Genomic DNA, 18,506 nt, shown 5'->3' on the forward strand with positions numbered 1-18,506 from the left:
TTCGATGTCCCAGCGACCCCTTTCCCTGCGTCTGGCGCTTTGCTGCGCGCTGCTCGTTTCCGCCACGGCTGCCTCGGCGCAGTCGCCCGCCGCGCAGTCGCCGCCGCCGGTATCCACCGGCGACCGCGTGCGACCGATGCTGCCGGCGCAGCTGCAGGATTTCAGCGCCTACGTCGACAGTGCGCGCAAGACCTTCGACGTGCCCGGCATCGCGGTGGCCATCGTCAAGGACGGCAAGGTGGTGATGGAGCAGGGCTTCGGCCTGCGCGAGATCGGCAAGCCGGACCAGGTCGATGCCCGCACGCTGTTCGCGATCGCCTCCAATACCAAGGCGTTCACCGCGGCAGCGCTGCAGCAGCTGGCGGACGCGGGCAAGCTGAAGATGGACGACCGGGTGATCGATCACCTGCCGTGGTTCCGCATGTCCGATGCCTACGTGACGCACGAGATGCGCATCCGCGACCTGCTGGCGCATCGCAGCGGACTCAGCCTGGGCGCCGGCGACCTGCTGTACTGGCCGCCGACTTCGTACTCGACGAAGGAAGTCGTGCAGCGACTGGCCCACGTGCCAATCAAGAACGGCTTCCGCAGCGGCTACGCCTACGACAACATCCTGTTCGCGGTGGCGACCTTGGTGATCGAGGAAGCCTCCGGCCAGAGCTACGCCGACTACGTGCGCGAGCACCTGTTTCAGCCGGTCGGCATGGACGAGTCGCTGGTCGACATGACCTACCTGAAGCCGGGCATGGACGTGGCGATGGGCCACGCCAAGGCCGACTTCAAGGATCTCAAGCCGGTGCCGCCGATGGCGTGGCTGAACGATCCGGGCGCCGGCGGCATCTATTCCAGCGTGCACGACCTGGCCAAGTGGATGAACGTGCAGCTGGCCGGCGGCGTGTTGCCGGGCACGGGCAGCGACGGCAAGCCGCAGCGCCTGTTCTCCGACAAGGCGCACCAGGAAATGTGGAGCATGCTCACGCCGATCCGGGTCGGCAAGCCCTCGGTGCCCGCAATGGCGGCGCTGACGCCAAACTTCTCCGGCTACGGCGAAAGCTGGTTCCTGTCCGATTACCGGGGCCAGAAACTGGTCTGGCACACCGGCGGCTGGCCGGGCATGGTGTCGCGGGTGACCCTGGTGCCGGGGCAGAATCTGGGCGTGGTGGTGCTGACCAATGCCGAGTCCGGCGCCGCGTTCAACGCGGTGACCTATCGCGTGCTGGATGCGTATCTCAACGCGGACCAGAAGACCGACTGGGTGGCCGTGTACGACAGCGCGGTGAAGAAATCCGAGGCAAAGGCCGACGACAGCCTGGCCAAGCATGAGGCGGCGCGCGACAAGCACAGCAAGCCGTCGCTGGCGCTCGCCAGGTACGCGGGCACCTATCGCGACCCGTGGTATGGCGACGTCATCGTCAGCCGCGAAAACGGCAAGCTGCGACTGCGCTTCTCCAAGACCGCCCAACTGGTTGGCACCATGACGCCGTGGCAGCACGACACCTTCACCGTGCGCTGGGACGACCGCACGCTGAACGCCGATGCCTTCGTCAATTTCGACCTCGATGTGGACGGCCATATCACCGAAATGCGCATGCAGCCGATCTCGCCGCTGACCGATTTCAGCTTCGACTTCCAGGACCTGCGCATGGCGCCGGTCGACGGGAAGTCGGACGCCGACTGATGATGATCTGCGGCCGGGGCAATCGCGCCCCGGCTGATGCTTGGCAACCCGGGGGACATGGAAATGCGTGATTTGCGTGGCGTTGCGGCGATCGTGTTGGGCTGCGGCCTGTTCGCCGGCGTGGCGGTGGCGCGCACCGAGGCGCCGGTGGCGCACAGCCCGTTCCATGTCGAGTTGGGCGAAGCACTGACCCAGCCAGCGTCGGGTCGGTTGCTGTTGTTTGCGGTGGACGCCAAGGCTGCCACGGCAGCGGCCAAGGACGGCAAGGTCGAGCAAGTCGACGCCAGTCCGTTCGGCGCCACCCAGGCTTCGGTGGCCGCGCGCGAGGTCAGCCGGCTGATGCCGGGGCAGGGCGTGGACATCGACGCGGATCGCCTGGCGTTTCCCGCCGGCTGGTCACAGCTGCCGCCGGGCGACTATCTGGTGCAGGCCGTGCTGGACGTTAACCACGACTACAACTACGGCGGACGCGGCGCGGGCGACCTGGTCAGCGACGTGGTGCGCATGCATCTTCCGGCCAGCACCACGCCGACCCTGCAGCTGGCTCGCGTGCTGCCGGCGCATGCGGCGTGGACGCTGTCGCCGTCAACGCCCGAGGCGGTACGCAAGGCGCTGCCCGACGCACGCCGTCATGCCCGGTCGATTGATTTTGTCAGCCCTTCATTGAGCGCTTTCTGGGGCCGGTCGATCCACATGCGCGGCTGGGTCGTCTTGCCGCCGGGTTACGACACCAACGCGGCAGCGCGTTATCCGGTTGTCTACAGCACGCACGGTTTCGGCGGCAACGTCGATCGTTTCACCGGCAGCATAGCGACCGTGTGGCAGAGCATGAGCAGCGGACAGATGCCGCCGATGATCTGGGTGTTCCTGGACGAGTCCAGCGCCACCGGCACCCATGAGTTTGCCGACTCGGTCAACAACGGCCCGTGGGGACAGGCGCTGACCACCGAGCTGATTCCGCAGCTGGAATCGGTCTACCGGATGGACGGCAAGCCGAACGGCCGCTTCCTCAACGGCCACTCCTCCGGTGGCTGGGCCACCTTGTGGCTGCAAACCCGCTACCCGAAAGTTTTTGGCGGCACCTGGTCGACCTCACCTGATTCGAGCGACTTCCACGATTTCACCGGCGTGGATCTTTACGCGCCGAACGCGAACGTCTACCACCGCGCCGACGGCTCGGCCTATCCGCTGGTGCGCGACAAGGGCAAGGTGCTGGCCAGCTTCGAAGCCTTCGCCAAACTCGAACGCGTGCTCGGCGAATATGGCGGCCAGATGGCCTCGTTCGACTGGGTGTTCTCGCCGCGTGGCGCCGACGGCCGGCCGGTGCCGATGTTTGATCGCGACACCGGCGTGGTCGATCCGGCGGTGGTCGCCTACTGGCGCGACCATTACGACATCGCCCATCGGGTTCAGACGAACTGGCCGGCGCTCAAGCCAAATCTGGATGGCAAGATCCATCTGATTGTGGGTACCGCCGACACCTTCTATCTCGACGGTGCCGCGCACAAGCTCAAGGCCGTGCTGGATGGGCTGGGAGCGACATCGGACTTCCGTTTCCTTCCCGGCAAAACCCATTTCGACCTGTACGTCGTGGGCAAGGACCGCGTGGGGCTGCTCAAGCAGATCAGCTGGGAGATGTATGCGGTCGCGCGGCCGGATTCAAAATTGAAACCCGCTGCCGCGGCGCCCTGAAACGACATTGGCACGTCGATTGACCGAAGGTCGGCCAGGTGCCGGCCTTCGGTTTTTCAGGCCGCGGCGTCGAGGAGTGAGCAAGTGAAGGGCCGCGACCACTCACCCCTCTCCGTCGATGCTCTCGTCCAGCGGCGGCAGCGTGCGCACCAGCATGCTTTGCGGGCTGCTCATCGGCAGTTTCTCGCTGCGCAGGCGTTCGAGGATCTCGAACAGCAGATCGCTTTTCACGCCGCCGACCTCGCGCGGGCTGCCCACGTAGGCCACGCAGTTGAAGGTCATCGCGCCGGCGGTGACGTTTTCCAGCTGCACGTACGGCGCCGGCGTGGCCAGCGTACCGTGGTGGGCGCGCAGGATGCCCAGCACCAGTTCGCGCACCTTGCCCGCGTTGGTGTCCAGCGGCATCGGCAGCTTGATCTGCACGCGGCCCAGGGCGTTGGCCTGGGTGACGTTGCGCACGTTCTGGGTGATCAGCTGCGAGTTCGGCACGATCACGGTGGAGCGGTCCCACATCTGGATTTCGGTGGCGCGCACGTTGATGCGGCGGATGTCGCCCTCGACGTCGCTGCTCAGGCTGACCCAGTCGCCCACCTTCACCGGCCGCTCGACCAGCAGGATCAGCCCGGAGATGAAGTTCTGCACGATCGCCTGCAGGCCGAAGCCGATGCCCACCGACAGCGCGCTGACGATCCACGCAATGCTCTTGAGGTCCACCTGCAGCGCGGCCAGGGTCAGCACCACCACCAGCAGCCCGCCGAGATAGCCGAGCAGGGTGATGATGGATTCCTGCATGCCCCGATCCATCGCGGACTTGGGCAGCAACTGTTCGCGTAGCCAGCGCTTGAGCACGCGCAGCACCAGCACGCCGGCCAGCAGCACCAGCACGGCGGTGATGATGCTGGCCGGGTTGATCGCCAGCTCGCCCAGCTTCAGGTTGCCCAGGGTCTGCCGGGCGCTCACCAGCAGGTCGCCCGGACCGGCGCCGAACGGGGTGAGCACGGTGGCCAGCGCCACCAGCACCAGGCCCACGCGCACGATGCCCACCAGCAGCACGTTGGCCTGTTCCAGCTTGTGCGACGGCAGGGTCAGGCTGGCCTGCAACTGCTGGCCGCCCCGCCCGCGTGGCGACAGCAAGGTGTTGATCAGGTCAGTCAGCAGGTGGACCAGCAGGTAGGTGGTGGCAAAGATCAGGCCGACCCAGAGCATCTGCCTGGCCAGGAAGAAGGCCATCGCGATGAAGCCGGTGGCCACGCACAGCCAGCTGACCACCACGCCGAGCGAGGCCGCCGCAACCAGCAGGCTGCCCCACACGGGCCGCTGCGTGGCTTCGCTGTGATCCGTTTCGCCGCGGCTGCGGCGCAGGCGCCACAGTGCCGCGCCGATCAGACCGCTGATGACCAGGGCGAACAGTCCCCGGGTGGCCACGGTGGCGGGCAGGCTGGTGCCGATCGTGCGGGTGGTGCGCTCGACCATTCCGGCCAGCAGCGCTGCGGCGGCAAGCAGCCACGGAAACGGCTGCAGCCATTGCGCGGTGAGGTCCGACAGCGCGGGCAAACGCCAGGAAGGACGCCGTACCGACAGCAGGGCGCGACCCAGCCCGGTGATGAAGGCGGCCAGGCAGACCAGCCGCACCAGAGACGTCATCAGGTTTTGCGTGTCGTCGTCGAGAACGTCGTTCCAGTTCAGTCCCGTGTAGGCCAGCTGGGCGGCGAGCCCGGTCGTCAGCACGGCAGTCAGCGCCACCGCGGTGGCCATCGCGCTGCGCCGCAGGTGTCCGTCCGGCACATGGCGGGCGGCCAGCGCCAGCAGCAGGCGTTCCAGCACCCAGCGACCGCCGGCCAGCAGCAGCACGGCCGCGGCCAGGCACCACAGCAGCGGCTGCCGGTTCGGCGGTTGCCAGGCATCGTTGACTGCCGCGGCGAAGCGCGTGCCCAGGCGCTTCAGGCGCACCAGGTCATCGGGAAAGGTGCGCACGGGGCCGGCCCAGAACGCACGGCTGAATGGCGTGGGCGTGCGCGAGGCCAGCCGCGCCTGGAACTGGTCGTTGCGCAGGCCGGTGATCTGCGCGGCCAGCTGCATCGCGTTCTGGTTGAGCAGTTGCGACTGCTTGATCTGCGCGTCGAGGTCGGCCTGCGCCTTGTCCAGCTTCCGGCGTTGCGCGGCCACTTCCGGCGCTTCGGCCGGCGCTCCCTTCGCCGGCGCCGGACCCAGCACCGCCAGTTGGGCCTGCAAGGCGGTCATCTGCGGCGCGAGACTGGTGGTGAGCTGGCGCGACTGATCCTGCACGGCCAGCGCGGTGCTGCGCAGGTCGGCCAGCGGCGCATCGGGTGTGGGGTTCTTCAGTGCAAGCTTCACTTCGTCGAGCTGGCTGCCCAGCTGGTCCAGCGCCTGTGCCGGCGATACCGCCGCGGTATCGGGCGCGGCACTGTCCTGCGCATGCAGGGTGGCAGCACCGAAGATCAGCAGGAGGGATAAGGCGAGGCGAGGCAGTCTGGACATCCGCGCATGATCGGAGCGCGCCCGCGGGTGGTCAATCGCGGCGAGCCGGCAAGCGCTCGCCGGCGTGGCTGGCGTTCAGATTGGGCTGCACCGGGCTTCGACATTGCCCGCCCGTGAGCACGCCGCCGACTTGCCGCACAATACACACCCGCCAACATCCGGGTTCTCCATGATTTTTCGCTGGTTCGAGTCCCTCATCGACGCGTTCAAGGAACCCGTCGACGGCATGCCACCGCAGTCGGTGTGGCGCTTCTACGCGTTCTACCTGCGCCAGGTGTGGCCGGTGTTCGCCGTGGCGATCGTGCTGGGTTTCGTGGTGGCGATCATCGAGGTGTCGCTGTTCGGCTTCATCGGCAGCATCGTGGACATGGCCAGGGGCGCGCCGCCGGCGGATTTCTTCCGCCTGCACGGCAACGAACTGCTGTGGATGGGTTTCGTGGCGCTGATCGCGCGGCCGCTGGCGATTGGCACGCACGACCTGCTGGTGAACCAGGCCATCGTGCCCAGCCTGACCAACCGCATCCGCTGGCAGAACCACCGCTACGTGATCCGCCAGAGCCTGGGTTTCTTCCAGAACGATTTCGCCGGCCGCATCGCCAACCGCATCATGCAGACCGGCGGTGCGCTGCGCGAATCGGCGGTGCAGATCGTCGATGCGATCTGGTACGTCAGCATCTACACCGGCAGCGCCATCGTACTGTTCGCCCAAGCGGATTTCTGGCTGGCCGCACCGCTGTTCGCCTGGGTGTTCGCCTACGTGGGCCTGCTGGCGTTCTTCGTGCCGCGGCTGAAGCAGCGCTCGTGGAAGGCCTCGGAGGCGCGCTCGAAACTGATGGGGCGGATCGTGGACGGCTACAGCAACGTGCTGACGCTCAAGCTGTTCGCGCATACGCGCCGCGAGGAAGCCTACGTGGCCGAGGCGATGATGGATCAGACCGACAAGCTGCGCCGGATGACCCGCATCACCACCGCGCTGGACGCCAGTATCACCACCCTCAACGGCTTCCTGATCGTGGGCACGTCGGCGCTGGCGTTGTGGCTGTGGAGCGAGGGTCGGGTGACGGTGGGCGCGATTGCGCTGTCGACCGGGCTGGTGATCCGCATCAACAACATGTCCGGCTGGATCATGTGGGTGGTCAACGGCATCTTCGAGGATGTGGGCACGGTACAGGACGGCATCACCACCATCGCCCAGCCGCGCGCGGTGCAGGATCGCGACGACGCGGTGCCGCTGGCGGTGACCGACGGCGTGGTGCGCTTCGAGCAGATCCATTTCCACTACGGCAAGCAGGGCGGGGTCATCGCCGGGCTCGACCTGGACGTGCGCGCGGGCGAGAAGATCGGCGTGGTCGGGCCGTCCGGCGCTGGCAAGTCCACCCTGGTCAACGTGCTGCTGCGGCTGTATGACCTCGAGGCCGGGCGCATCCTGATCGACGGCCAGGACATCGCCCACGTCACCCAGGAAAGCCTGCGTTCGCAGATCGGCGTGGTCACCCAGGACACCTCGCTGCTGCACCGCTCGATCCGCGACAACCTGCTGTATGGACGTCCGGACGCCAGCGAGGCGCAGGTTGCCGAAGCGGTGCGCAAGGCCCGCGCCGACGAGTTCATTCCCACCTTGAGCGACGGCGAGGGCCGCCGCGGCTACGACGCCCTGGTCGGCGAGCGCGGCGTGAAGCTTTCGGGCGGCCAGCGCCAGCGCATCGCGATCGCCCGCGTGCTGCTGAAGGATGCGCCGATCCTGGTGCTGGACGAGGCCACCAGCGCACTCGACTCCGAGGCGGAAGCAGCGATCCAGGAAAGTCTCGACCTGCTGATGCAGGGCAAGACGGTGATCGCCATCGCCCATCGCCTGTCCACCATCGCGCGGATGGACCGGCTGGTGGTGCTGGACAAGGGGCAGGTCGTCGAAACCGGCACGCACGCCGAGCTGATCGCGCGCGAGGGTTTGTACGCGCGGCTGTGGCAGCGGCAGACCGGCGGTTTCGTGGCCGCGGAGGATGCGCCGGCCTAGCCGGTTGCGGCGGGCGTGAGTTGCGGACTCAACATGCTCCGCTGCTGCAGCAAGCGGGTTTGCCCGCCGTCGCCGCGCTTTCCAGTACCTCGGCCGCGGCCGCCAGTGCACGCGCCGCGGCGGCGCCCTTGCGTTCGCTGTAGCGGCTGACCAGGTAGTCGCTGCGCCCGCGCACCAGCAGGGTGAACTTGAACAGCTCCTCCATCACGTCCACCACGCGGTCGTAGAACGGTGACGGCTTCATGCGGCCGTCGGCGTCGAACTCCTGCCAGGCCTTGGCCACCGAGGACTGGTTCGGGATGGTCACCATGCGCATCCAGCGGCCCAGCACGCGCAGCGCATTCACCACGTTGAACGACTGCGATCCGCCGCTGACCTGCATCACCGCGAGCGTGCGCCCCTGCGTGGGCCGCACGCTGCCGTCTTCCAGCGGCAGCCAGTCGATCTGGTTCTTGAATACGCCGGTGATCGTGCCGTGCCGTTCGGGGCTGACCCAGACCTGGCCTTCGGACCACAGCGACAGCGCGCGCAATTCCTGCACCTTGGGGTGGCTGGCCGGCACGCTGTCCAGCATCGGCAATTCGTGCGGGTCGAACACCCGCGTCTCGGCGCCGAACTGGCGCAGGATGCGCTCGGCTTCCAGCGCCAGCTTGCGGCTGAACGATTGCGGGCGCAGCGAGCCGTACAGGATCAGGATGCGCGGCGGGTGGTCGGCATCGGCCGGCAAGGCCAGCTTGGCCAGGCTGGGCGTGTCCAGCGCTTCGGCGGCGATATGGGGCAGATCCTGGATCGGCACGGTGCGGTCCCTGTTGCCTTGGTTTTATGATTCTATCATTATGGAAATATGGAAACCAATCCGGAATCGCCGCCATGCATCCGTGTCGCGTCCTGTTCATCTGCACCGGCAACTCGGCCCGCAGCATCCTGTCCGAGGCCACTCTCAACCACTTGGGTGCGGGACGCTTTGCGGCGTTCAGCGCCGGCAGCCGGCCGACCGGGCGCGTCCATCCCCAGGCGATCGAGGAACTGAAAGCCCGGGGCATCGCCACCGAAGGACTCGCCAGCAAGTCGTGGGATCGCTTCACCGAGGCGGGCGCGCCGCCGCTGGACATCGTGATCACGGTTTGCGACAACGCGGCGAACGAGAGCTGCCCGGTGCTGTTCGGCGACTTCGTGAAGAGCCATTGGGGCCTGCCTGATCCAGCGGCCGCTCGGGAAGCGGACACCGCCGCGGCGTTCCGGCGTGCGCATGCGCTGATCGTGCGGCGGATTACCGCGCTGCTGCAGCTGCCGGTGGAAATGATGGGCCGCGATGAGCTGAAACAGACGCTTGACCGCATCGGCAGCCTCACCGGCGAGGAAGCCGGCGCATGAACCAGCCATCCGCAGCACTCGCTGCCGGCGCGGTTCCTGCGGACGGCGCCCGCATCGGTTTCTTCGAGCGCTGGCTCACGCTATGGGTCTTGCTGTGCATCGTCGCCGGCACGCTGCTGGGCCATCTGCTGCCTGGTAGCTTCGCGGCGCTGGGCGGCATGCAGATGGCCCGGGTGAACCTGCCGGTCGCGGGGCTGATCTGGCTGATGATCATCCCGATGCTGCTGAAGATCGACTTCGGCGCGCTGGGCGGCGTGCGCCGGCAGTGGAAGGGCATCGGCGTCACGCTGTTCGTCAACTGGGCGGTAAAACCCTTTTCGATGGCGCTGCTGGGTTGGATCTTCATCCGCCAACTGTTCGCCGGACAGCTGCCGGCGGCGCAGCTCGACTCCTATATCGCCGGCCTGATCCTGCTGGCCGCCGCGCCGTGCACGGCGATGGTGTTCGTGTGGAGCAACCTGTGCAACGGCGAGCCGGCGTTCACGCTGAGCCAGGTCGCGCTGAACGACGCCATCATGGTGGTGGCCTTCGCGCCGATCGTGGCGCTGCTGCTGGGCATCTCCTCGATCACGGTGCCGTGGAACACGCTGTTGCTGTCGGTGCTGCTGTACATCGTGGTGCCGGTGGCGCTCAGCATGCTGCTGCGGCGTCGGCTGCTGGCGCACGGCGGCAAGACGCGGTTGCAGCAACTGCTGCAGCGGCTGGGGCCGGTGTCGCTGGGCGCGCTGCTGGCCACCCTGGTGCTGCTGTTCGGTTTCCAGGGCCGGCAGATCCTCGCGCAGCCGGCGATCATCGCGCTGCTGGCGGTGCCGATCCTGATCCAGGTGTATTTCAACGCCGGCCTGGCGTACTGGCTCAATCGCCGCTTCGGCGTGCCGCATTGCGTGGCCGGTCCCTCGGCACTGATCGGCGCCAGCAACTTCTTCGAGCTGGCGGTGGCCACCGCGGTGGGCCTGTTCGGCGTGCATTCCGGCGCGGCGCTGGCGACCGTGGTGGGCGTGCTGATCGAGGTGCCGGTGATGCTGTCGGTGGTGCGCATCGTCAATCGCAGCAAACGCTGGTATGAAGCAGCCCGGGAGTAGCGTCATGCAGAACAAACAGGCCATCACCATCCTCGCCGCGCTCGCCCAGGAGTCGCGGCTCGCGGTCTATCGGCTGCTGATCGAACATGCGCCGGAAGGACTGGCGGCCAGCGCGATCGCGGAAAAGCTGGGCCTGCCCAACGCCACGCTGTCCTTCCACCTGAAGGAGCTGTCGCATGCGGGCCTGGTGAGCAGCCGGCAGAGCGGGCGCTTCATTTATTACGCGCCGGTGATCGAGGTGATGAACGACCTGATCGGCTATCTCACCGACCACTGCTGCAGCCAGTCCGGCGGCACGTGTTCCACCGCCGCCAAGTGCGCCCCGGGCAAGCGGCGGGCTGTTGCGGCCAGGCGTCGGCCAAACTCTGCCTGAGCCGCCTGGCACCGCTGCGATCAGTCCATCAGGTCCTGGATCGCCAGCCCCTGTTCGCGGCAGTAGCGTTCGTATTCCGCCAGCTGCGTGCTGGCCGACGCACGTCCGGTCACCACGCCGCCGGGGCCGAGGAATTCGACCGTACCCATCACGATCACCAGCGCCAGCATCGGCTCGTCGCCGACGATCTTCCACCAGTCGGTGTTGCCCGGCGGTTCGTAGACGTAATCGCCGGGACCGATCAGCTCGCCGGTGCACAGCTTGCGGGTGCCGCTGAGGTTGTACGCGTGGATCTCGCCGGTGTGGCGGTGCAGCGGCATCACCGTGCCCGGTTCCATCCGCAGCAGTTCGACGAAGCCGCGGTCGTCGGCGAAGAAGCGCAGCGGGCTGGACGACTTGCCGGGGCTGGAGGAGGGCACCCAATGCCGCGCGGCGGCGGTGCTGAAGCGGGCGGGCAGGTAGTCGTGCAGGCGGGTGGATGGCGTGGTCATGGGCGTGGCTCAGGCGGCGATGGCGGAAAGGTAGATGTCGAACGAGGCATCCACCGCGGCGCGGCCGCCGCCGATGATGTTGCGGCCCCAGGTGAAGCCGTAGACGTCCTCGAACGCGTAGCCGGCCAGGCGCGTCTGCATGCCGCGCACGGCCTCGGGCGGCATCGGCGTGAAGTTCGGATAGCTGTGCATGAACGAGACGTGGCGGCGGTTGCTCACCACGTGCGGCGCGTCGCCGGAGAACAGCGCGCCGCCGGGCCGCGGTCCGTCCTTCCAGTGCAGCACCGTGCTGCCGGGGAAATGGCCGCCGCTGCGGATCAGCGTCACCGCATCGGACAGGCGGTACGCGTCGCCGCGCCAGAGCTGCACGTTGGGCGAGGGCCGGCGTACCCAGTCGCGGTCCGCCTCGTGCAGCAGGATCGGCACGTTGCCGAGCGCCTCGCTCCACTCCAGCATCGAGGCGTAGAAATGCGGATGCGAGATCGCGATCAGGTCCACCCCGCCGCGCGCCTGCAACGCGGCGACGGCTTCGTCGGTAACCAGGCTCAGCGCTTCCCACAGGATGTTGCCCGCGTCGGTGGGCAGGTACAGCGCGCGCTGGTTGATCGCGAAATCCGGCGCCAGGCCGATGCCGAGCACGCCGGCTTCGTCCTGCATGCGCAGTGTGTGGGTGGCTTTCAGCGCCTCGTGCGTCGTCCACGTCTGGCCGTGTGCGCCGACGTACTGGCGCTCGTCCTCGCACACGGCGCAATGCGCGGGGGTGTTCGGGTACTGGGTGCCGCAGGTTTCGCAGATGGCTTTCGTCATGGTCTGGTCTCGCGTGGGGCGGGCGGTGCCCGTACGGTGCAGACTCTAGGCATAATCTGGACCCTTGGTTGATCCATTCGTGAGAGATTCGATGGAACCAGTTTTTCCGTTCACCGTGCTGCTGCCGCGCGGCGCCGGCACGCTCACGCAGGCGCTGCACCAGCAGTTGCGCGCGGCGATCCTCGATGGCCGCCTGCCGCCACACGCTGCACTGCCCGCCACGCGCAAGGTGGCCGAGGCGCTGGGCGTGGCGCGCAATACGGTGGTCGCCGCCTACGACCTGCTGATCGCCGAGGGCTATGTGGTGCCGCGCCAGGGCGCCCGGCCCCAAGTCGCCGAATTCGCGCGGCGCCGGTCGAGGCCAGCGCGTGCGGGCGTGGACGAATCGCGTTTTGCGCCGGCGTGGCGCACGCCGTTCCTGCAGCCGTCGCCCGCACGCAGCCTGCCCGAGCGAAACTTCCGCCTGGGTATTCCGGATCACCGGCATTTCCCGCACGAGGTCTGGCGTCGGCTGCTGGCGCAGACGCTGCGCAGGAGCGCGCGCGAACCGTTTGCCTATGCGCCGTCGCAAGGCATCCCTGCCTTGCGCGAGGCGATCGCGCAGCACGTCGCGTTTGCCCGCGCGGTGGCCTGCAGCGCCGACGACGTGATCGTCACCTCCGGCGCGCAGCAGGCGTTCGACCTGATCGCCCGCCTGCTGGTCACACCGGGACAGACGAAGGTGGCGGTGGAGGAGCCGGGTTACCCGCCGGTGCGCGCCGCGTTCGCCGCGGCCGGCGCGCAGCTGGTGCCGTTGCCGGTGGATGACGAGGGCCTGTGCGTCGAGCGCCTGCCCGAGGACGTGCGCATCATCAGCGTCACCCCGTCGCACCAGTCGCCCACCGGCGTGGCGATGTCGCTGCGCCGTCGCGCGGCCTTGCTCGATTTCGCGCGCCGCCATCACGCCGTCATCGTCGAAGACGACTACGACGGCGAGTTCCGCTTCGGTGGCCGCCCGCTGGATGCCCTGCAGACGCTGGATCGCGACGCGCAGGTGTTCTACGTCGGCACCTTCTCCAAGAGCATGTTCCCCTCGCTGCGCAAGGGTTTCGTGGTGGCGCCGGCGTGGGCGCGCAGCGGGCTGGTCACGGTCAAGCACTGCGTCGACTCGCATTGCGACGGCATCACCCAGGCCGCGCTGGCCGCCTTCATCCGCGACGGCCACCTGGCGCGGCATGTGCGCCACATGCGGCCGATCTACGCCGCGCGGCGCGAGGCTTTGCTCGACGGTCTGCAGCGCGGGCTCGGTGAATGGCTGCAGCCGATCCCCTCCGAAGCGGGTCTGCATCTGGCCGCGCGTCTGCGCGACCCGGCGCGGGCATCGAAGCTCATGCCGGTGGTGTTGCGTGCCGCCGCCGGGGCGGAAGCCACCGCCGACTACGCGATGACACGCGATGTCGAGCCGGCGGTGACCTTCGGCTATGGCGTGATCGACGCGGCGGACATTTCGGCGGCGCTGGCCGGCCTGCGCCGGTCGTTGCGAAAACTCTAGGGCGTCACGCGGTCACGCCCGGATCGGCGTGGCGCCAGCGCCGTCATCGTGCGGACGCAGCGGTCCTTCATCCTCGGGCGAAGGGCTGTGCTGCGCGGGCGGCACGGCAGGATCGGGAAGGTCCGGAGCCGGCCCGCCGCGACTGAGTTCGCCGCGCCAGCGCGGCAACGCGTCGGGATAGTGGGCCTGGATGAAGGCGATCAGGCCTTCGCGCACCAGGCAGCGAAGATCCCAGCCACGGCCGGAATCCGAGGTGCTGACCAGGGCGCGCAGCTGCATGGCGTGTTCGTCGGTGTCGGTCACCTGCAGGATGCAGACGCGGCGATCCCACAGTTCCGACTGGTCGCACAGCCGCGCCAGTTCCTCGCGCAGTGGCGCCAGCGGCGTGCGGTAGTCGAGCTTGAGATACACCGTGCCGATCAGTTGCGCGCTCTGCCGGGTCCAGTTCTGGAACGGGTTCTCGATGAACCAGTTCAGCGGCACCACCAGCCGTCGTTCGTCCCAGATGCGCACCACCACGTAGGTGCCGGTGATCTCCTCGATGCGGCCCCATTCGCCTTCGATGATCACCACGTCGTCGAGCCGGATCGGCTGGGTCAGGGCAATCTGCAGGCCAGCGATCAGGTTGCTCAGCACGGGTTTGGCGGCCAGTCCGATCGCTAGGCCCGCCACGCCGGCCGAGGCGAGCAGGCTGGTGCCGAGCTGGCGCACGCCGGGAATGGTCATCAGGATGATCGCGGCGCCCAGGATGATCACGATGACGTCGGCCGTGCGTCCGAGCACGCGCACCTGGGTCACCACGCGGCGCGCCCGCAGGTTGTCGGCCACGTCCATCGGATGGTTGCGGATCGCGGCATCCTCGAACGCGCCGATGCAGCGCACCACCAGCCACGTACACGCGCCCAGCAACGCGATCAGCGAGAGATGCTGCAGCAGGGTGAACAGCGGCGAGACGCTGGCGGGCCAGGTGCGCAGGCAGATCGCCAGCGCCAGCAGGGGCAGCACCCACTCCATCGGACCGCTGGCGCGGCGCAGGATGTCCGAAAGCACCGGTTGCCGCGTCGCCACGCGGTCCAGCGCGGCATGGGCCACGACGCGCACGAGCAGGGCAAGCACCAGGCCGGCCACCAGCGCCAGGCCAAGGCGTGCCCACGGATCAGCGGCCCAGGTCGAGAGGAAATCGCTCAGCATGGTGTCCAGCCTGCCGCTTTCGATGTGGAAGAAATGTCGGCTGGCGGATGTGCGTGGCGCATGCTCCACGAAGAAGGGCACCCTGCGGTGCCCTTCGTTCGTTGCCGAATCGCGAGTCGGATAGCTGGCACGCTCAGTTGGCGTGGAACGCCTGCTTGATGTCGCGCATCTGGTCATGGCCGTTGCGCACCGAAGTGTAGACATCGGCGATCACCGACAGCGTATGGGGCGAGATCTCGTCGTCCTTCATCGCGTCCTCGAATTTCGACTTGATGTGATCCTCGCCGCGTTCGACCTCGTCGACCACGGCCTTGTTGTCGGCCTTGGTGAGGCTGGTGCGCAGGTTGACGAACATCCGGTGCGCCGAGGCCAGCACGGTGCCGTCGTCCTCGGGTTTGCCGCCCAGCGAGCGCACGCAGTTCTGCAGGGCCGACGCCGCGGTGCGGCGCTCGCCGGAGCGCGCGCGGAACAGCGAGACCAGCGGTTCGCTTTTCGCATCCTTGGCCGCTTCGGCGTAGCCGTCGGCGCTGTCCAGCGTGGTCTCGATCAGGCTGTTGAGGGTCTTGATGTCGTGTTGGTTATTCATGAGTTCTCCTTGCGGATTCCGATGGGAACGATGGTGGCAGGGGAATCGCCGTGGACGAGTACACGGGAACGCAGGTGACGGAAGCGCCACGGCTTTGTTCAGACCCGTGGTTTGCGTTCATCTTGATGCGTCGTTGCGCGGCTGAGTGCGCGCCGGAGAAGGGCGCGTCTCGCTGCTTGACTCTGGACCTTGATCAAGGGTCTAGACTGTGTGCATGAACACAAAACTCACCTCCCTGACCATCGGTGCCGTCGCCAGGCGCGTCGGCGTGGCGATCGACACGATCCGTTATTACGAGCGCGAAGGCCTGCTGCCCGAACCCGAACGGCGTGCTTCCGGCTATCGCAGCTACGGCGAGGCCACGGTGGCGCAGCTGCGCTTCATCCGCCGCGCCAAGGATCTTGGCTTCACGCTGGAGGAGATCCGCGAACTGCTGGCGCTGTCGGCGGATCGCCAGCGCGGGGTGAAGGCGGTGAAACGGCGGGCGGAAAAGCGGCTGGCGGCGATCGAGCAGCGCATCGTCGAACTGCAGCGCGTGCGCGATGGACTGGCGCAACTGGTGGCCTCGTGTCCCGGACACGGCAAGCCGGAGGAGTGTCCGATCCTGCGCGCGCTGAACGACGAAGAGGTGTCGGCATGAACGCGCAGGCGTGCTGCCACGGCAGCGGCAAGGCGACCGACCCGGTCTGCGGCATGACGGTCGATCCGGCCACGTCGAAGCATCAGTCCATGCACGACGGGCAGGCCTTCCACTTCTGCTGCGGCGGCTGCAAGGCGAAGTTCGAGGCGGAGCCGGCGCGTTATCTGGCCGCACCTGCCGCCCACGATCATGACCACGCTGCGCACCGGGTGAAGGACCCGGTCTGCGGCATGAGCGTGGACCCGCACACCGCGAAACAGCGCGCCGAACACGACGGCCACCCGTACTACTTCTGCTCGGCGCGTTGCCGTGAGAAGTTCGTGGCCGACCCGGCCGCGTACCTGGGCGAGCGCCAGCCCGCGCCGGCTGCGCCTGCCGGCACGATCTACACCTGCCCGATGCATCCGGAAGTGCAGCAGGTCGGCCCCGGCGACTGCCCGAAGTGCGGCATGGCGCTGGAACCGATGATGCCTTCGCTGGACGACGACGACGGCGGCGAACTGCGGGCGATGACGCGGCGCTTCGGATGGCTGGTGGCGCTGACCTTGCCGGTGTTTGCGCTGGCGATGGGACCGCACCTGTTCGGCTGGCATCTGCCCGCGCGGTGGGCTGGCGTGGCCGGCTGGGTCGAGGCGGTGCTGGCCAGCGTCGTGGTGTTGTGGGGCGGCGCGCCGTTCTTCGGGCGCGGCTGGCGCTCGCTGAACCCGTGGTCGCCGAACATGTATACGCTGATCGCGCTGGGCACCGGCGTGGCGTGGCTGTACAGCGCGGTGGCGTTCCTGCTGCCCGGCATTTTTCCGGGCGGTTTCCGCGACATCCATGGCCGCGTCGCGGTGTATTTCGAGTCGGCGGCGGTGATCGTCAGCCTGGTCACCCTGGGCGATTTCTTGGACCTGCGCGCGCGGCGGCGCACCGGGGCGGCGCTGAAGGCGTTGCTGGGGCTGGCGCCGAAGACCGCGCGGCGGATCGCCGCCGACGGCAGCGAAAGCGATGTGCCACTCGACGAGGTGCGCGCCGGCGACGTGCTGCGCGTGCGCCCCGGCGAGAAGCTGCCAGTCGACGGCGTGGTGATCGACGGCGAGAGCCACGTCGACGAGTCGATGCTCACCGGCGAGCCGATGCCGGTGATCAAGGCGAAGGATGATCCGGTCACCGGCGGCACTGTGAACCAGGACGGCGCGCTGACCATGCGCGCCCGGAAGGTCGGCGGCGAAACCCTGCTGGCGCAGATCGTGGCGCTGGTGGCGCAGGCACAACGCAGCCGCGCGCCGCTGCAGCGCGTGGCCGACCGGGTCGCGGCGTGGTTCGTGCCCGCGGTGGTGGGGATCGCGTTGCTGGTTTTTGCCGCCTGGGCGATGGCCGGGCCGGAACCGCGCCTGACGCATGCGCTGATTGCCGCGGTGTCGGTGCTGATCATCGCCTGTCCCTGCGCGCTGGGCCTGGCCACGCCGATCTCGATCATGGTCGCCAGCGGTCGCGGCGCGCAGCATGGCGTGCTGTTCAAGGACGCCGGCGCGATCGAATCCCTGCGCGACATCGACACCCTGGTGGTGGACAAGACCGGCACCCTGACCGAAGGCAAGCCGGCGCTGACCGCGCTGGTGATCCTGGGCGAGCAGTCGCGCGAGCAATTGCTGGCGCTGGCTGCCGCACTGGAGCGGCCCAGCGAACATCCGCTGGCGCGGGCGATCGTCACGGCCGCCGATGCCGAAGGCGTGGCGGTGCTGGCGGCGACGGGGTTTCGTTCGTTGATCGGGCGCGGCGTCAGCGCGACGGTGGACGGCAGCACGGTGACGCTGGGCAATGCGAAGCTGATGGCCGAGTCGCGTGCTGCGGTCACCGACGATGCGAGCATCCGTGCCGAGCAACTGCGTGAACACGGCGCCACGGTGATGTTCCTCGCCGTCGACGGCACCCTCGCAGCGCTGCTGGCGGTGGCCGACCGGATCAAGCCGGACACGCCCGCCGCCATCGAGGCGCTGCACGCGGCCGGCCTGCGCATCGTGATGCTCACCGGCGACAACGCCACCACCGCGCAGTCGGTGGCGCGTGCGCTGGGCATCGACGAGGTGCATGCGGATGTCTCGCCGGCGGACAAGGCTGCGGTGGTGAACCGGCTCAAGGCCGAGGGCCGCCGCGTGGCGATGGCCGGTGACGGCATCAACGACGCGCCGGCGCTGGCCGCTTCCGACGTCGGCATCGCGATGGGCGGCGGCACCGACGTGGCGATGGAGAGCGCCTCGGTGACCCTGGTCAAGGGTGAGCTGGGCGCGATCGTGCGGGCGCGCAAGATGTCGCAGGCCACCGTGCGCAATATCCACCGGAACCTGTTTTTCGCCTTCGTCTACAACGCGGTGGGCGTGCCGCTGGCTGCCGGCGTGCTGTATCCGTGGTTCGGCATCACGCTGTCGCCGATGATCGCGGCGCTGGCGATGAGCCTCAGCTCGGTGTCGGTGGTCAGCAATGCCTTGCGGCTGCGGCGTGCGCCGCTGTGAGGCCTGCGTCGTGACGATTGTCACCGACGATGCTTGACGGTGGCGACTATGGC

The 18,506-nt window shown here is 68.2% G+C and carries 15 protein-coding genes; 9 read left to right on the forward strand and 6 right to left on the reverse strand.

Annotated features, from left to right (window positions below; translation table 11 throughout):
* Positions 1 to 4 precede the first annotated feature (4 nt).
* The gene (locus ASD82_RS16015; RefSeq protein ID WP_056718798.1) at positions 5 to 1,678 is read left to right on the forward strand and encodes a serine hydrolase; all 1,674 of its coding nucleotides are present in this window, start codon (positions 5 to 7) and stop codon (positions 1,676 to 1,678) included.
* 63 nt (positions 1,679 to 1,741) lie between these two features.
* A complete protein-coding gene (locus ASD82_RS16020) occupies positions 1,742 to 3,370 on the forward strand; it encodes an alpha/beta hydrolase-fold protein (RefSeq protein WP_056719148.1) in 1,629 nt (542 codons plus the stop codon).
* Positions 3,371 to 3,472: 102 nt separating this feature from the next.
* On the opposite strand, the gene ASD82_RS16025 is transcribed toward ASD82_RS16020, so the two are convergent.
* Positions 3,473 to 5,869 carry a DUF3772 domain-containing protein gene (locus tag ASD82_RS16025; RefSeq protein WP_056718799.1) on the reverse strand — a complete coding sequence of 799 codons (2,397 nt, stop codon included), beginning with the start codon at positions 5,867 to 5,869 and terminating at the stop codon, positions 3,473 to 3,475.
* Positions 5,870 to 6,041: 172 nt separating this feature from the next.
* Here ASD82_RS16025 and ASD82_RS16030 point away from each other — a divergent pair, with 172 nt between their 5' ends.
* Positions 6,042 to 7,883, forward strand: coding sequence for an ABC transporter ATP-binding protein (locus tag ASD82_RS16030; RefSeq protein ID WP_056719150.1), 1,842 nt, complete (start codon positions 6,042 to 6,044; stop codon positions 7,881 to 7,883).
* A 28-nt stretch (positions 7,884 to 7,911) separates the two neighbouring features.
* Here ASD82_RS16030 and arsH read toward each other — a convergent pair whose 3' ends face one another.
* Entirely contained in the window at positions 7,912 to 8,679 is a 768-nt protein-coding gene (gene arsH / locus ASD82_RS16035) for an arsenical resistance protein ArsH (RefSeq protein ID WP_200950336.1), read from the reverse strand.
* Positions 8,680 to 8,753: 74 nt separating this feature from the next.
* Between arsH and ASD82_RS16040 the strand changes: the two genes are divergently transcribed.
* The 3 genes from ASD82_RS16040 to ASD82_RS16050 are packed head-to-tail and all read left to right on the forward strand — an operon-like array spanning position 8,754 to position 10,712.
* Positions 8,754 to 9,257: an arsenate reductase ArsC gene (locus tag ASD82_RS16040; protein WP_056718800.1), complete on the forward strand. Its 504-nt coding sequence runs from the start codon at positions 8,754 to 8,756 to the stop codon at positions 9,255 to 9,257.
* Positions 9,254 to 10,339, forward strand: a complete 1,086-nt coding sequence (gene arsB, locus ASD82_RS16045) for an ACR3 family arsenite efflux transporter (RefSeq protein WP_056718801.1) — start codon at positions 9,254 to 9,256, stop codon at positions 10,337 to 10,339. The genes ASD82_RS16040 and arsB overlap by 4 nt, the downstream gene beginning before the upstream one ends.
* A gap of 4 nt (positions 10,340 to 10,343) precedes the next feature.
* Positions 10,344 to 10,712: a metalloregulator ArsR/SmtB family transcription factor gene (locus ASD82_RS16050; RefSeq protein ID WP_056718802.1), complete on the forward strand. Its 369-nt coding sequence runs from the start codon at positions 10,344 to 10,346 to the stop codon at positions 10,710 to 10,712.
* Positions 10,713 to 10,732: 20 nt separating this feature from the next.
* Here the strand turns inward: ASD82_RS16050 and ASD82_RS16055 are convergent, their stop codons facing one another.
* The gene (locus ASD82_RS16055; protein ID WP_056718803.1) at positions 10,733 to 11,203 is read right to left on the reverse strand and encodes a cupin domain-containing protein; all 471 of its coding nucleotides are present in this window, start codon (positions 11,201 to 11,203) and stop codon (positions 10,733 to 10,735) included.
* Between the two features lie 9 nt (positions 11,204 to 11,212).
* The gene (locus ASD82_RS16060; protein WP_056718804.1) at positions 11,213 to 12,010 is read right to left on the reverse strand and encodes a hypothetical protein; all 798 of its coding nucleotides are present in this window, start codon (positions 12,008 to 12,010) and stop codon (positions 11,213 to 11,215) included.
* Between the two features lie 91 nt (positions 12,011 to 12,101).
* On the opposite strand from ASD82_RS16060, the gene ASD82_RS16065 reads away from it, so the two are divergent.
* Complete coding sequence (locus ASD82_RS16065; protein WP_056718805.1) at positions 12,102 to 13,541, forward strand: PLP-dependent aminotransferase family protein; 1,440 nt, start codon at positions 12,102 to 12,104, stop codon at positions 13,539 to 13,541.
* A 12-nt stretch (positions 13,542 to 13,553) separates the two neighbouring features.
* Here the strand turns inward: ASD82_RS16065 and ASD82_RS16070 are convergent, their stop codons facing one another.
* Both ASD82_RS16070 and ASD82_RS16075 read right to left on the reverse strand, forming a co-directional pair.
* Complete coding sequence (locus ASD82_RS16070; protein ID WP_235580743.1) at positions 13,554 to 14,813, reverse strand: mechanosensitive ion channel domain-containing protein; 1,260 nt, start codon at positions 14,811 to 14,813, stop codon at positions 13,554 to 13,556.
* Positions 14,814 to 14,865: 52 nt separating this feature from the next.
* On the reverse strand, positions 14,866 to 15,318 hold the full coding sequence (locus ASD82_RS16075) for a PA2169 family four-helix-bundle protein (protein WP_056718806.1): 453 nt from the start codon (positions 15,316 to 15,318) through the stop codon (positions 14,866 to 14,868).
* 214 nt (positions 15,319 to 15,532) lie between these two features.
* On the opposite strand from ASD82_RS16075, the gene ASD82_RS16080 reads away from it, so the two are divergent.
* Positions 15,533 to 15,958: a heavy metal-responsive transcriptional regulator gene (locus tag ASD82_RS16080; RefSeq protein WP_056718807.1), complete on the forward strand. Its 426-nt coding sequence runs from the start codon at positions 15,533 to 15,535 to the stop codon at positions 15,956 to 15,958.
* Positions 15,955 to 18,453: a heavy metal translocating P-type ATPase gene (locus ASD82_RS16085; RefSeq protein ID WP_056718808.1), complete on the forward strand. Its 2,499-nt coding sequence runs from the start codon at positions 15,955 to 15,957 to the stop codon at positions 18,451 to 18,453. Before ASD82_RS16080 ends, ASD82_RS16085 begins: the two co-directional genes overlap by 4 nt.
* Positions 18,454 to 18,506 lie beyond the last annotated feature (53 nt).

It is taken from the genome of Rhodanobacter sp. Root179 (assembly GCF_001428465.1).
Lineage (GTDB): Bacteria > Pseudomonadota > Gammaproteobacteria > Xanthomonadales > Rhodanobacteraceae > Rhodanobacter.

Coding starts and splice junctions, on each gene's coding strand:
- ASD82_RS16015 (WP_056718798.1), top strand. CDS start 5: ATGTCCCAGCGACCCCTTTCCCTGCGTCTGGCGCTTTGCTGCGCGCTG.
- ASD82_RS16020 (WP_056719148.1), top strand. CDS start 1,742: ATGCGTGATTTGCGTGGCGTTGCGGCGATCGTGTTGGGCTGCGGCCTG.
- ASD82_RS16025 (WP_056718799.1), bottom strand. CDS start 5,869: ATGTCCAGACTGCCTCGCCTCGCCTTATCCCTCCTGCTGATCTTCGGT.
- ASD82_RS16040 (WP_056718800.1), top strand. CDS start 8,754: ATGCATCCGTGTCGCGTCCTGTTCATCTGCACCGGCAACTCGGCCCGC.
- arsB (WP_056718801.1), top strand. CDS start 9,254: ATGAACCAGCCATCCGCAGCACTCGCTGCCGGCGCGGTTCCTGCGGAC.
- ASD82_RS16050 (WP_056718802.1), top strand. CDS start 10,344: ATGCAGAACAAACAGGCCATCACCATCCTCGCCGCGCTCGCCCAGGAG.
- ASD82_RS16055 (WP_056718803.1), bottom strand. CDS start 11,203: ATGACCACGCCATCCACCCGCCTGCACGACTACCTGCCCGCCCGCTTC.
- ASD82_RS16060 (WP_056718804.1), bottom strand. CDS start 12,010: ATGACGAAAGCCATCTGCGAAACCTGCGGCACCCAGTACCCGAACACC.
- ASD82_RS16065 (WP_056718805.1), top strand. CDS start 12,102: ATGGAACCAGTTTTTCCGTTCACCGTGCTGCTGCCGCGCGGCGCCGGC.
- ASD82_RS16075 (WP_056718806.1), bottom strand. CDS start 15,318: ATGAATAACCAACACGACATCAAGACCCTCAACAGCCTGATCGAGACC.
- ASD82_RS16080 (WP_056718807.1), top strand. CDS start 15,533: ATGAACACAAAACTCACCTCCCTGACCATCGGTGCCGTCGCCAGGCGC.
- ASD82_RS16085 (WP_056718808.1), top strand. CDS start 15,955: ATGAACGCGCAGGCGTGCTGCCACGGCAGCGGCAAGGCGACCGACCCG.